Here is a 12,550-nt window from a genome sequence, read left to right on the forward strand (position 1 = left end):
CCTGTGGGGTGCCCGGCCCTCCCCCGGGGTCGGTGGCGCGCACCGGTCATGATTGGTTCATGATCCGATTCGTACTGAACGTGCTCTGGCTCATCTTCGGCGGCGGGCTCGTGCTGGCGATCGGCTACGGCATCGCCGCTCTGATCTGCTTCGTCCTCGTCGTCACCATCCCCTTCGGGGTGGCGTCGCTGCGGCTGGCGTCGTACTCGCTGTGGCCCTTCGGCCGCACCCTGGTCCCCAAGCCCGGCGTCGGTGTCGCCTCCGGCGTCGCCAACGTCATCTGGGTCGTGCTCGCCGGGTGGTGGCTCGCCCTGTCCCACATCGTCGCCGGCGTCAGCCTCTGCCTCACCGTCATCGGCATCCCGTTCGGGGTGGCCAACTTCAAGCTCGTCCCGGCCGCGATCTGGCCGCTGGGCCAGGAGGTCGTCCCCGCGCCGTAGGCCCGAACGACACAGCCGTCGCACGGAGCCGGGGCCGCTGGTTTCCCGACGACCCGAGCGGTTTCCCGGTTCGCCTGCCCGCCGGGCCGTCGCGAAGCGCCAGAATCAGCAGATGGACCGGGTACTGGCGGGGATCGCCGCGCTGCCGCCGTTGGTCGTGCTGGCTCTGGTGTTCCTGCTGCCCGCGCTGGAGTCCTCGACGCTGCTGGGGCTGCTCATACCCGGTGAGACCGTCGTGCTTGTCGGCGGCGTGGTGGCTCACCTCAGTGGGTTGCCGCTGTGGGCGGTGATCGTCGCCGCGGCCGTCGGGGCCTGCCTCGGCGACCAGGTCGGCTACCTGCTGGGCCGCCGGTACGGGCCCGGGGTGCTGGCCCGCGCGCCGGCCGTGCTCCGTCGTCGCCTCGACCTGAACCGGGCCCGACGCCTGGTCGCCGACCGAGGAGCTGTGGCGGTGGTGATCGGCCGGTGGGTGGCCGTGCTGCGGGTGCTGGTGCCGCTGGTGTCCGGTGCCAGCGGCATGCGGCGCAGCACGTTCGGCTGGGCCAACGTCACCGGCGGGCTCCTCTGGGCGGTGGCGGTGGCGACGCTCGGTTACCTCGGCTCGGCCTCCTACCGCTATCTGGAGCGGGAACTGGGCATCGGCACGTACACGCTGCTCGCCGTGATCGTGGTGCTCGCCCTGCTGGCGTTCTGGCGGCACCGCCGGCGGGCGCACTGACCGAGCCCACCCATTGTCAGGCGGGCGGGCTCACCAGAGGGTGGACCAGTAGTCCCAGAAGCGGACCAGGATGGCCAGCATGATCAGCACGTACCAGGCGACCAGGATGAGGCTGTGATAGCCGGCGAGACCGGAGAGCCGGGCCAGCGGCGACGTCGGCGCGACCGCGCCGAGGTTACGCAGGCTGGTGTAAAGGAAGATCGCGATGGTGACGACCCAGACCACCATGCAGTACGGGCACAGCGCCGAGATCACGTAGAGGCTCTGGTAGATGAGCCAGTGCACGAAGACGACGCCGAGGGTGGCCCCGGCCTGCAGGCCCAGCCAGCACCAGCCGGGCAGCCGCACCCGGGCCAGCAGCAGGACGCCGAGCGTGGTGACCACGGCGAAGCCGGCGATGCCGAGCAGTGGGTTGGGAATGCCGAAGGCGGCGGCCTGCGGCGTGGTCATCACCGAGCCGCAGGACAGGATCGGGTTGATGCTGCAGGTGGGCACGTAGTCGGCATCGGCCAACAGGTTGATCTTCTCGACGGTCAGGGTGCCCGCGGCGAGCAGTCCGATGCCGCCGCCGACGGCCAGGACCCAGGCGGTGACCCGGGCGACGAATCCGGCCTGCGGCGTCTCGGGACGGCGGGCGACGGTGGCGGTCACTGGGCGAGCGCGGCGTCGATGGCGGCGACCATGTCCGACTGGGTACGGACTCCGGTCAGCTCCCGGCCGTTGAGGAAGAAGGTGGGAGTGCCCCGCACCCCGACGGTCTCACCGTCGGCCCGATCTGCGGCCACCCGTTGGGCGGTGGCCGGAGCCTCCAGGTCCTGCCGGAAACGGTCCACGTCCAGGCCGAGATCGCGGGCGTACCCGACGAACCTGTCGGTCTGCGCGGTGCTCTGGTGTCCCCACTGCGCCTGGTTCTCGAACAGCGTGGCGTACATCTCGGGGAACCGGCCCTGCTCAGCGGCGGCCTGCGCGGCGCGGGCGGCCAGGTCGGCGTTGGGGTGGCTGGCGATCGGGAAGTACCGCACCACGAAGGTGATCCGGTCCTGGTAGGTGTCCAGGATCTCGGTGATCGACGGGTAGACCGCGCCACATGCCTCGCACTCGAAGTCGAGGAACTCCACCAGGGTGACCTTGCCGTCGGCCGCCGTGCTGAGCCGGTGGCTGTCGTCGCGGACCAGCACGGCCGGGTCGACCGGCGCGCCGCTGGCGGCGGGCCGGTTGGTGTTCCGGTTCACGGCGATCACAACGATCATGGCGAGGATGAGCACCAGGATCATCGCCAGGGTCAGTCGCGTATTCCTCGTCATGCCGGAGCCAGCCTTTCGGTGCGGGTGCGCCCCATGCTGGCCGGGTTTCCTGTCAGCTTCCTGAAAACCACGCGCCTCAGCTGCGTGACAGCCCGCGCCGCCGGCCCCGCACCGGGCGGTCGTGGCTCCGCCCGGATGTCACCAGTGCGCGCCGTGGCACACGTCTTCGGCGTCCTGCGGCTCCACCTGGAGGGTGGCGTGCTCGATGGCGAAGCGGTCGTGCAGGATCTGCCGGGCGCTGCTGAGCACCCGGCCCAGGTCCGCCCCGGCCGTCAGCTTCAGGTGCGCCGAGGCCACCTCCATGCCCGAGGTCAGGGTCCACACGTGCAGGTCGTGCACGTCGGCGACGCCGTCGAGGGCGCGCAGTCCGGCCCGTACCTCGGCGATGTCCACGTGTGGCGGCGCGGCCTGGACGAGCACCCGCAGGGCGGCCCGGCCCAGCTTGTAGGTGCGGGGCAGGATGAACGCGCCCACCGCCACGGCGACGATCGGGTCGGCGTACCACCAGTCGGTCACCGCGATCACCACGGCGGCGACGATCACGCCGACCGAGGCGAGCAGGTCACCGAGGACCTCCAGGTACGCCCCGCGCACGTTGAGGCTCTCCTTGGAGCCGGAGCGCAGCAGCAGGAACGCCACGACGTTGGCGACCAGACCCGCCACGGCGACGATCAGCATCGGGCCGACCAGCACCTCCGGCGGTTCGTCGAACCGGCGTACCGCCTCGACCACCACGTAGACGGCGACCCCGAACAGCAGCACCGCGTTGGCCAGTGCCGCCAGCACCTCCATCCGGTACAGCCCGAAGGTGCGTTGGCCGTCGCGGGAGGCCTTGCTGGCCGCGGTGATCGCGGCGAGGGCCATGCCGATGCCGAGCACGTCGGTGAACATGTGCCCGGCGTCCGACAGCAGCGCCAGCGAGCCGGTCACCCATGCTCCGACCGCCTCCACCACCATGAAGACGGCAAGCAGGGCGAAAGCCGCCCACAACCGCCCACGGTGCTTCTCTCCGGCGCGCAGCACCTGCTGCCCGTGGTCGTGCCCGGCACCCATCGTGCGACCTCCCGCCCAGCCGTCGGCGATCAACATATGCGGGCATTGCAATAAGTGCAACTTTAGTGGTCGGTGGGCGGCCGGTACCGCGGTTCGCGCAAATTGCTGCGGGGCCGGCCCCGGCGTGACCAGCATGGTCACGCCGGGACGTCAGTGCGCGCCGCGCAGGTTGAGCAGGACGACGCCGGCGATGATCAGACCGACCCCGACCACCTTGGTGACGGTCAGCGGCTCACCGAGCACTGTCGCGCCGATGGCCACGATCGCCGCGGTGCCCAACCCCGACCACAGGGCGTACGCGACACCGACTTCGATGCCCTTCACCGCCTGGGCGAGCAGCGCGAACGCCGTCAGGTAGGCCACGGCCAGCCCGAGCGTCGGCCACAGGCGGGTGAATCCCTCGGTGGCCTTGAGCAGGCTCGTGCCGGTGACCTCGGCGGCGATAGCGAGCAGCAGGAAAACGTACGCCACCATGCACTCCGTTCCACTGCGGTTGAGCCGACGGCTGTCACTGTGCCGGTCGGGCGCGGCGAACACCAGCGGCGCGCCTCGTCACCGGGCCCGCAGGTTCGCCCGCAGCGCACCCAGGATGACCCCGGGCCTGGCCAGCGAGTTCGGGTGCTCGCACAGGGACACCACGTCGTTGAACCGGCGGGCGGTGGCGATGTCCGTGATCGTCGCGTCGACGATCTGCCGGCTGACCCAGCGGGAGAACCGGTAGCCACGCGGGTACGGACCGTCGACGTGCGGCAGGGCCAGGTCGGCGGAGGTCGACATCGACCACGCGGCGTCGACCACGACCTGCTGCAGGGCCAGGAACTCGCGGGCCGGCTGCCGCAGATCCGGCCCGGTGCGCAGGTACGTCGACAGGCAGGCGGCGTGCAGGGCAGCCGCCGTGATGCCCTGCCCGTACACCGGGTTGAAGGACGCGACGGCGTCGCCGACCGGGACCAGCCCGGCGGGGAAGCGGCTCAGCCTGTGGAAGTCCCGCCGCCGGCTGTCGGCGTGGCGGTAGGTCTGCACATCGCCGAGCAGTTCGCTGTCGGCGACCTCGTGGAACTCGGGCGGGAACTCGCGCAGCCGGCGAACGAAGTCCTCGGGCGTACGGCCCGGACGATTGTCCGCGTACCCGGCCATCATCGCCATCCACCTGCCGTCTTCGATGGCGAAGAACGCCGCCCCGGCCACCGCCGCCGAGGTCCGCGGGCTGTTCAGCGCCAGCACGACGGTGTGCTGCGGCTTGTCCTCCCGCCGCCGGAACAGCGCGGTGGCGTAGTTGAGGTGCACGCTCATCCGCCGCATCTCGGGCCGTTCCCAGCCCGCCTGCTCCAGCCAGTCGGAGAGCCGGCTCGACCGGCCCATGGCGTCCACCACGAGATCCGCGTTCTCCGTGCCGGAAGCGCCACCGGCCTCGTAGCGGACCCCGGTGGTGACGACGCCGTCGAAGACCAGACCGGTGGCGCGGGCGGTGATCGTCTTGACGTTTGGCAACCGCAGGACCTGCTGCCGGATCAGCCCTTCCAACAGCGGCCGGCTGCCGGCCAGACTGTCGGCGTCGTCCGGCACGACGATCTTCAACCGCCCGTCGAGGTAGGAGCGGCGGGCCTCGGGCGGCGCCTCGATCGCTCCCTTGGCCACGGCCTGCCTGCCGAACCCGGGGAAGAGCCGCTCGAGTTGCAGGAAGCCGCCCGGCAGCAGGGCATGCAGTTGCGTCCCCTGCGGAACGCCGGGCCGGTGGCCCGGGACGTGCAGGTTGTCCCGATCGATGACGACGACGCTGTGCGCGTGCTCCGCCAACGCCCGCGCGGCCAGCAGACCGGCGACACTGCCGCCGAGCACGACGGCCTTGTCGATGAACGGCGACGGCTGGTCGAGAGGTCGCACCGCGTTCAACGTGGCGAAGACCTGGGCCGGAGAGAGGGACATGGGCTCTCCAAAGAGGGGTCCGGGACGGTGCTGCCCGCGCACGGCCTGCCGTGGCGTCACGGCAGCGACAGAACGGCGGAAGCGGGTGATGGCATGAACGTTCAACGATCGTTGTACCCGCACGGGGCGTCACCCGTAGCCCCGCGGACTGTCAGCGTCACGACAGTCGCCTACCTCAAACGGCGGTGGCACCGCTTGCAGAGGTGCTGGTCCGGGTGCCGACGCGATTCACCAGATAGCCGAAGGCGGCGGCGGTGAAGAACATGACGACGCCGTAGACGGCTGCCGGGATCGCCATCTGGCTGCTGTTGAGCAACGCCGGGCTGAGCGCGATCGTGATGGCCAGCGTGCTGTTGTGGATGCCGATCTCGAATCCGGCCGCCTTGGCGGCAGCGCGGTCGGTGCCGGCCAGCCGGGGCACTCCGTAGCCGATCCCGAGGCTCACCAGGTTGAACGCGAGCACGGCGAGACCGACCGAGACGAAGTAGTCGGCCAGGTTGTCCCGCTCACCGATCACGGCACCGGCGATCACCGCGACGAGCACGACGACGGACAGGATGCGCACCGGGCGGTTCAGGCTCTCGGCGACGCGGGGAACCCAGGCGCGGACCAGCATGCCGATGGCGACCGGGACGAGCACGATGGCGAAGACCTGGAGCACCTTGTCGAACTGGAGACCGATGCTGCGCGCGTCGCCGAGGAAGTACGCCGCCGACAGGTTGACCACGATCGGCAGGGTGAACACGGCGAGCACCGAGTTGATGGCGGTCAACGTGATGTTGAGCGCGACGTGCCCGCCGAAGAGGTGGCTGTAGAGGTTGGCCGTGGTGCCGCCGGGCGATGCTGCGAGCAGCATCATCCCGACGGCCAGTTCCGGCGGCAGACCGAAGGCGAGCACCAGGCCGAAGCAGAGCGCCGGCAGCAGCAGCACCTGGCAGGCCAGCGCGATCACGGCGGCCTTCGGATGGTGGGCCACCCGGCGGAAGTCGGCGACGGTCAGGCCGAGACCCAGACCGAGCATGATGACGCCGAGGGCGATGGGTAGTCCGATCAGGGTCAGGGCGGAGTCCATGACACAACATCGTTACCACCCGGTAACGCATTCACCATCATCCGTGTGGCCGGATACTGCGGCAGTTGTCAGGACCACCGCTCGCAGCTGAGCGTGAGCCCCGTCGGCACGCTGCTGGTCGCGGCCAGCAGACCGAAGGTCGTCGACGCACTCGGTGCCAGGACGCGGTTGTACTCGGCGTGCCGCGCCGTCACCTCGGTCGACGTCGTCTCCACCACCGCGTTCCAGATCGACTGGACGCTGCCGCCGCCGGGCCAGCTCAGGCGCACGCGCCATCCGTTGAGCTGGTCGGCACCGGTGTTGCGGACGGTGACCGTGGCGACAAAGCCGCTTCCCCATCCACTGTCGACGGTGGCGGTCGCGGTGCACGGTGCCGGCAGCCCGGTCCGCGCCGGCCCGCCGATGACGTACCGGTCCCGTACGCCGTGCGCGTCGCTGATCCGGAACCAGTACTCGGTGCCCGGGGTCAACCCGTCGATGGTGACCGTGCCGGAGCGTTCCGGTCCCGAGGTGCCCTGGGCGATCGGGTTCTGCCAGTCGATGGCGTCGTCGTGGCTGCCGAACAAATGGAACGTGATCGGCGGGTCGTAGCCGCAGGGCGGGACGACGAACGCGCTGTAGGTGATGGACACGCTGGTGGCGGTCGTCCCGGTCACCATGGCGTTGATCGGCAGCACCGGTGGGCAGACCGGGGTCGGCGACGGCGTCGGGGTCGCCACGGGTGCGGTCTGCGCGACGGCGGGCGTGACGAGCCCGGCGGCCAGGGTCAGGGTCGCGGTGGCCAGCACCACGCCGAACTCGCGTTTCATCCGTACCTCCCGAGTCGGCCACCGCTCGCGGCGGCCGGTTGTTCCTACTGGAGGAGGACGGCCCGGCACGGGGTTTTCCCGTGCGTCCCCTTGCCCTGTAACGAATCGCGCGGCTCCCCACGCGATCCGCACCAAGTCTTTCAGTCGACGATCGTCGATACAACGGTTGTCGTGACGAAGATCCGGGGCCCGACCGGAGACGGCCATCGACCGAACGGGCCTTGCGCCGGCCGCATGGTCGCCGGATCAGGGCAACAGGACGACGTGCAGAGTGCGTGGCCCGTGCACGCCCTCCACCCGGCTGAGTTCGATGTCGCTCGTGGCCGACGGACCGCTGATCCAGGTCAGCGGCCGTTGCGGGGTGAGCCGGGCGAGCGCCTCGGGCACGGTCGCCACCACCTGGGCCGTCCGCAGCACGCAGACGTGCCGGTCCGGCAGCAGGCTGAGCACGCGCCGCCCCTGGTCGGGCGAGCCGTCGAGGACGACCGTGCCGGTCTCGGCGACGGCGACCGCCGCAGCGGTGACGACCGCGTCCGCCGCCGCGATCCGTCCATTGTCGAGGTCGTGGTCGGGTCGGACGGTCACCGTCGACGGCAACCAGCCCGACGGCAACCCCGGCGGTACGACGACTGTCGCTCCCGCCGGCAGGATCGCGGCGATCGTGTCGGCGACGGCGTCCTCACTCACCCGGTGCACCTGGGCCCGGTAGTCGATCAGCCGTGCCACGAACCGGTCCAGGTCGAGCGGGCCGCCGTGCCGGTAGTCCCGGGGCACCTCGACGGGGACTTGCGGGCCGCCGGCGGCGAGGGCGGCGCGTAACCGGCCGAGCAGCAGGTCCCGGGAGCTCATCGCCCGGCCCACCACTGGCGGAACGTCTGCGCCGGCGGGTCGGGCAGATCACGACTTGCGGTCCAGCCGTCCAGGGGCGGTGGCAGCGCGCACCCACGCCGCCCGGCGAGCCGGCTCAGCCGTACGGCCCGTTGCGCCGCCTCGTACAGCCGCGGATGGTCCATCGTGTACGCGGCCGCCGCCATCGCCGCAGCCTCGGCACGCGGGTGGGGCGCCTGGTCCCGCAACTGCACAAGCAACTCCGGGATGTTGATCTTCACCGGGCACGCGTCGTAGCAGGCGCCGCAGAGCGACGAGGCGTACGGCAGCGACGCGTTGTCGGCCACCCCGGTCAGTTGCGGGGACAGCACCGCCCCGATCGGCCCCGGGTAGACCGACCCGTAGGCGTGTCCGCCGGTGCGCTCGTACACCGGGCAGACGTTCAGGCAGGCCGAGCAGCGGATGCAGTGCAGCGCCTGGCGACCGGTCGGGTCGGCCAGTACGGCGCTGCGCCCGTTGTCCAGCAGCACCAAGTGGAACGCCTGCGGCCCGTCACCCGGCGTCACGCCCGTCCACATCGAGGTGTACGGGTTCATCCGCTCCCCCGTCGACGCGCGGGGCAGCAGTTGCAGGAACACCTCCAGGTCCTGCCAGGTCGGCACCACCTTCTCGATGCCCATCACGGTGATCAGCGTCTCCGGCAGGGTGAGACACATCCGTCCGTTGCCCTCGGACTCCACCACCGCGAGGGTGCCGGTCTGCGCCACGGCGAAGTTGGCCCCGGAGACGGCCACCTTCGTGGTGAGGAACGTCTGCCGCAGGTAGTTGCGGGCGGCGGCGGCCAGGGCGGCCGGCTCGTCGGTCAGCCCGGGATCCACGCCGGGCATGGCCCGCAGGAAGATCTCCCGGATCTCGGCCCGGTTGCGGTGGATGGCCGGGACCAGGATGTGGCTCGGGCGGTCGTCACCGAGTTGGACGATCAACTCGGCCAGGTCGGTCTCCACCGGCGCGATCCCGGCGGCGACCAGTGCCTCGTTGAGCCCGATCTCCTGGGTGACCATCGACTTGACCTTGATCACCCGCTCGCTGCCGGTGGCCCGCACCAGGTCGGTGACGATCCGGTTGGCCTCGGTGGCGTCGGCAGCCCAGTGCACCACCGCACCGGCCTCGGTCACCCGCGCCTCAAGCTGCTCCAACAGTTCCGGCAGACGGGCCATGACGTCGGTCTTGATCGCCCGGCCGGCCTCGCGCAACTGCTGCCAGTCCGGCACCTCGGCGATCATCCCGGCCGATCTGGCCCGGATGGTCGCGGTGGCGTGCCCGAGGTTACGCCGCAGCTGCGGGTCGGCGAGGCTGCGCCGGGCCGCGCTCGGGAACGGCTCCGTGCCGCGCAGGTGCCCCACGCCGGGCGGCGCGGTCGACGGCATGCCGAGGAAGGTGTGGGTCACGGCCGCACCGCCGTGCGCTCACCGGTGATCGCGCTGCGCTCGGTGGCGGCCAGGATCTCGGCGAGGTGCACCGTCCGGACCCCGGTACGCAGCCGGGACAGGCCGCCGCCGAGGTGCATCAGGCACGAGGCGTCGCTCGCGGTGCAGACGTCCGCCCGGGTGGACAGCACGTGACGCATCTTGTCGGCGAGCATCGCCGTCGAGGTGTCGGCGTTCTTCACCGCGAAGGTCCCCCCGAATCCGCAGCACTGCTCGGCGTCCGGCAGCTCGACCAGGTCCAGACCGCGTACCGCGCGCAGCAGTCGCAGCGGCCGGTCCCCGACCCGCAGCATCCTCAACGAGTGGCAGGTCGGGTGGTAGGTGACCCGGTGCGGGTAGTAGGCGCCCACGTCGGTCACCCCGAGCACGTCGACAAGCAGTTCCGACAGCTCGTACGTCCGCGCCGCCACGTCCTCAACCCGGCCGGCCAACCGGTCGTCACCCGCTCGTCGAGCCACCAGCGGGTGCTGGTGGCGCACCGACCCGACACACGACCCCGACGGGGCCACGATCACGTCGTACGGATCGAAGGTCCGTACGTGTCGACGGATCAACGGCAGCGCCTCGCGTTGGTAGCCGGTGTTGACGTGCATCTGCCCGCAGCAGGTCTGCTCGGCCGGGAAGACCACCTCGTGACCGAGCCGCTCCAGCAGCCGTACCGTGGCCTTCGCCGCCTCGGGGAACACGGTGTCGGCCAGGCAGGTCACGAACAGCGCGATGCGCATCTCCCACCTCCCGCCGGGTGACCGGCAGCGCGGCGGTGCGGCCGCGCGATCTCCATGAGTCTGCCGCACCGACCGCCGCCAGGCGAGCGAGGCGGCTCCGCGTGACGGTGCGGCCGGGACGGCTATTGACCGCAGGCGATGATCCGCCTAGCTTCATCAATCAGGAAGGTCTCTTTACTGATTTCGCTTCATCCCTCGTGGGAGTGCCGATGCGACCGTTCCGCCACCGCCGCCTCACCGCCCTCGTCGCCCTGACCACCCTGCTGATCACCGCCGCGCCGCCGAGCACCGCCAGCGCGGGCGAGCACCGCCGTACCGGGTACCACCGGGTCGGCTACTTCACCCAGTGGGGCATCTACGGCCGGGCCTTCCCGGTCAAGAAGCTCGACACCTCGGGTGCGGCCGCCCGGCTCACCCACATCAACTACGCCTTCGGCAACGTCAGCGAGGACGGTCGCTGCTTCGTCGACGGTGGACCGGGCGAGGGCGACGCCTGGGCCGACTACCAGCGGCCGGTACCGGCCGAGGAGAGCGTCGACGGCGTCGCCGACGCCTGGGGCGAGCCACTCAACGGCAACTTCGGCCAGCTGGCCAAGCTCAAGGCCAAGCACCCCGACCTCAAGGTGCTGATCTCGCTGGGCGGCTGGAGCTGGTCGACGTACTTCTCCAACGCCGCCCGCACCGACGCGAGCCGCAAGGCGTTCGTGGCCTCCTGCATCGACCTCTACCTCAAGGGCAACCTGCCGATCCTCGACGGCGGCAGCGGCGGACCGGGTGCCGCCGCCGGAGTGTTCGACGGCATCGACCTCGACTGGGAATGGCCGAACTGGCCCGGCGAACCGGGCAACGTGATCCGCCCGGAGGACCGGGAGAACTTCACCAAACTGCTCGCCGAGTTCCGCCGGCAACTCGACGCCTACGGTCGCACGACCCGCAGGCACCACCCGCTCACCGCGTTCCTGCCGGCCAACCCGGCGACCATGGACGCCGGGTACGAGGGCCGCAAGATCTTCAAGTACCTGGACTTCGCCACGGTGCAGGGTTACGACTTCCACGGCACCTGGGAGACGGTGACCAACCAGCAGTCGGCGCTGCGGGTGCCGCGCGGCGCTCCGGGCAGCCCGGACTTCTCCGTCGAGGTGGCCGTCGACGGCTGGCTCGCCCGCGGCGCGCCCCGGGCCAAGCTGGTCCTCGGCATCCCCTACTACGGTCAGGGCTGGACCGGCGTCACCGGCGGCGGCAACGGCCTGTTCCAGCCCGCCACCGGGCCCGCACCGGCCGTGCACGGCGCCGGCTACGAGGACTACAAGCAGCTGAAGACCCTGACCGGCAAGGGCTTCGCCGTGCACCGCGACCTGCGCGCCGGGCACGCCTGGCTGTTCGACGGTACGACCTTCTGGACGTACGACGATCCGGCGGTGGTGCTGCAGAAGACGCTGTACATCCGGCGGACCGGCCTGGGCGGGGCGATGATCTGGTCGCTGGACGGCGACGACGACAACGCCACCCTGACCAGGACGATCAGCCTCGGACTGACGACGCGGTAGCCGTCACCGGGGCCGGCCGGCATCGCTGGCCGACCCCGGTCTCCGGCTACCATCGCCCGATGGATCTTCGAGGAACGGTCAGCCCTGATCGCCCGCTGCTCGTGCTGGCCCTCGCGGAGGAGGCCGCCCACCTCGATGCGCGCCTGCCGGTGCTGCTCACCGGCATGGGCAAGGTCAACGCGGCCTCCGCCGTCGCGGCGACCCTGGCCCGCACACCGCTGCCCGCGGCGGTGATCAACCTCGGCACCGCCGGCGCACTGCATCCCGGCTGGGCCGGCACCCACGAGGTGGGCAGCGTCCTGCAACACGACCTGGACACCGACTTCCTCCGCCGGTTGACCGGTCAGTCCGTCGGCGCGCCGCTGGCCCTCGGCGACGGTCCGGTGCTCGCCACCGGCGACCAGTTCATCGCCGACGACACCGCCCGCGCCGCCCTGGCCACCCGCGCCCACCTGGTCGACATGGAGGGCTACGCGGTCGCCTCGACCGCCCAGCGGTTCGGCGTACCGGTCCGTCTGATCAAGCAGGTCAGCGACGAGGCCGGCGACGGGGCGGCGCGTACCTGGCAGGAGTCGGTGGACCACTGCGCCCGGCTGCTCGCCGACTGGGTCCGCGACCACCTCTGAGCCACCCGGCGGCGG

At 71.1% G+C, this 12,550-nt stretch carries 14 protein-coding genes; 4 read left to right on the plus strand and 10 right to left on the minus strand.

The genetic code is table 11. From position 1 onward, the window contains the following. Positions 1-59 precede the first annotated feature (59 nt). Entirely contained in the window at positions 60-440 is a 381-nt protein-coding gene (locus Vgi01_RS15785; protein WP_102657243.1) for a YccF domain-containing protein, read from the plus strand. Between the two features lie 112 nt (positions 441-552). After that, positions 553-1,158 (plus strand): DedA family protein, encoded by a 606-nt coding sequence (locus Vgi01_RS15790; RefSeq protein WP_102657244.1) that lies wholly within the window; start codon positions 553-555, stop codon positions 1,156-1,158. Positions 1,159-1,188: 30 nt separating this feature from the next. Here Vgi01_RS15790 and Vgi01_RS15795 read toward each other — a convergent pair whose 3' ends face one another. The 10 genes from Vgi01_RS15795 to Vgi01_RS15840 form a co-directional block, all read right to left on the minus strand. After that, a complete protein-coding gene (locus Vgi01_RS15795; RefSeq protein ID WP_102657245.1) occupies positions 1,189-1,809 on the minus strand; it encodes a vitamin K epoxide reductase family protein in 621 nt (206 codons plus the stop codon). Continuing rightward, positions 1,806-2,462 carry a DsbA family protein gene (locus Vgi01_RS15800; protein ID WP_102657246.1) on the minus strand — a complete coding sequence of 219 codons (657 nt, stop codon included), beginning with the start codon at positions 2,460-2,462 and terminating at the stop codon, positions 1,806-1,808. The genes Vgi01_RS15795 and Vgi01_RS15800 overlap by 4 nt, the downstream gene beginning before the upstream one ends. Positions 2,463-2,600: 138 nt before the next feature. Then, a complete protein-coding gene (locus tag Vgi01_RS15805) occupies positions 2,601-3,515 on the minus strand; it encodes a cation diffusion facilitator family transporter (RefSeq protein ID WP_204291517.1) in 915 nt (304 codons plus the stop codon). 150 nt (positions 3,516-3,665) lie between these two features. Continuing rightward, on the minus strand, positions 3,666-3,986 hold the full coding sequence (locus tag Vgi01_RS15810; protein WP_102657326.1) for a DMT family transporter: 321 nt from the start codon (positions 3,984-3,986) through the stop codon (positions 3,666-3,668). Between the two features lie 81 nt (positions 3,987-4,067). Then, a complete protein-coding gene (locus tag Vgi01_RS15815) occupies positions 4,068-5,441 on the minus strand; it encodes an FAD-dependent monooxygenase family protein (protein ID WP_204291518.1) in 1,374 nt (457 codons plus the stop codon). Positions 5,442-5,616: 175 nt separating this feature from the next. Then, the gene (locus Vgi01_RS15820; RefSeq protein ID WP_102657248.1) at positions 5,617-6,513 is read right to left on the minus strand and encodes a bile acid:sodium symporter family protein; all 897 of its coding nucleotides are present in this window, start codon (positions 6,511-6,513) and stop codon (positions 5,617-5,619) included. Between the two features lie 68 nt (positions 6,514-6,581). Further along, entirely contained in the window at positions 6,582-7,322 is a 741-nt protein-coding gene (locus Vgi01_RS15825; protein ID WP_204291519.1) for a cellulose binding domain-containing protein, read from the minus strand. Positions 7,323-7,568: 246 nt separating this feature from the next. Beyond that, positions 7,569-8,171, minus strand: a complete 603-nt coding sequence (locus tag Vgi01_RS15830) for a LutC/YkgG family protein (protein WP_204291520.1) — start codon at positions 8,169-8,171, stop codon at positions 7,569-7,571. Beyond that, positions 8,168-9,577: a lactate utilization protein B gene (locus Vgi01_RS15835; RefSeq protein WP_204291623.1), complete on the minus strand. Its 1,410-nt coding sequence runs from the start codon at positions 9,575-9,577 to the stop codon at positions 8,168-8,170. The genes Vgi01_RS15830 and Vgi01_RS15835 overlap by 4 nt, the downstream gene beginning before the upstream one ends. Positions 9,578-9,594: 17 nt before the next feature. Further along, positions 9,595-10,362, minus strand: coding sequence for a (Fe-S)-binding protein (locus tag Vgi01_RS15840; RefSeq protein ID WP_204291521.1), 768 nt, complete (start codon positions 10,360-10,362; stop codon positions 9,595-9,597). Positions 10,363-10,571: 209 nt separating this feature from the next. Here Vgi01_RS15840 and Vgi01_RS15845 point away from each other — a divergent pair, with 209 nt between their 5' ends. Beyond that, positions 10,572-11,909, plus strand: coding sequence for a glycoside hydrolase family 18 protein (locus Vgi01_RS15845; protein ID WP_204291522.1), 1,338 nt, complete (start codon positions 10,572-10,574; stop codon positions 11,907-11,909). Between the two features lie 59 nt (positions 11,910-11,968). Then, a complete protein-coding gene (locus tag Vgi01_RS15850; protein WP_102657252.1) occupies positions 11,969-12,535 on the plus strand; it encodes a nucleosidase in 567 nt (188 codons plus the stop codon). Positions 12,536-12,550 lie beyond the last annotated feature (15 nt).

It is taken from the genome of Micromonospora gifhornensis (genome assembly GCF_016863515.1).
Taxonomy (GTDB): Bacteria; Actinomycetota; Actinomycetes; order Mycobacteriales; family Micromonosporaceae; genus Micromonospora; species Micromonospora gifhornensis.

What these genes read in the sequence shown, in the direction of transcription:
- Vgi01_RS15785 (WP_102657243.1), top strand. Translation starts at nt 60, where the DNA reads ATGATCCGATTCGTACTGAACGTGCTCTGGCTCATCTTCGGCGGCGGG.
- Vgi01_RS15790 (WP_102657244.1), top strand. Translation starts at nt 553, where the DNA reads ATGGACCGGGTACTGGCGGGGATCGCCGCGCTGCCGCCGTTGGTCGTG.
- Vgi01_RS15800 (WP_102657246.1), bottom strand. Translation starts at nt 2,462, where the DNA reads ATGACGAGGAATACGCGACTGACCCTGGCGATGATCCTGGTGCTCATC.
- Vgi01_RS15805 (WP_204291517.1), bottom strand. Translation starts at nt 3,515, where the DNA reads ATGGGTGCCGGGCACGACCACGGGCAGCAGGTGCTGCGCGCCGGAGAG.
- Vgi01_RS15815 (WP_204291518.1), bottom strand. Translation starts at nt 5,441, where the DNA reads ATGTCCCTCTCTCCGGCCCAGGTCTTCGCCACGTTGAACGCGGTGCGA.
- Vgi01_RS15820 (WP_102657248.1), bottom strand. Translation starts at nt 6,513, where the DNA reads ATGGACTCCGCCCTGACCCTGATCGGACTACCCATCGCCCTCGGCGTC.
- Vgi01_RS15825 (WP_204291519.1), bottom strand. Translation starts at nt 7,322, where the DNA reads ATGAAACGCGAGTTCGGCGTGGTGCTGGCCACCGCGACCCTGACCCTG.
- Vgi01_RS15830 (WP_204291520.1), bottom strand. Translation starts at nt 8,171, where the DNA reads ATGAGCTCCCGGGACCTGCTGCTCGGCCGGTTACGCGCCGCCCTCGCC.
- Vgi01_RS15835 (WP_204291623.1), bottom strand. Translation starts at nt 9,577, where the DNA reads ATGCCGTCGACCGCGCCGCCCGGCGTGGGGCACCTGCGCGGCACGGAG.
- Vgi01_RS15840 (WP_204291521.1), bottom strand. Translation starts at nt 10,362, where the DNA reads ATGCGCATCGCGCTGTTCGTGACCTGCCTGGCCGACACCGTGTTCCCC.
- Vgi01_RS15845 (WP_204291522.1), top strand. Translation starts at nt 10,572, where the DNA reads ATGCGACCGTTCCGCCACCGCCGCCTCACCGCCCTCGTCGCCCTGACC.
- Vgi01_RS15850 (WP_102657252.1), top strand. Translation starts at nt 11,969, where the DNA reads ATGGATCTTCGAGGAACGGTCAGCCCTGATCGCCCGCTGCTCGTGCTG.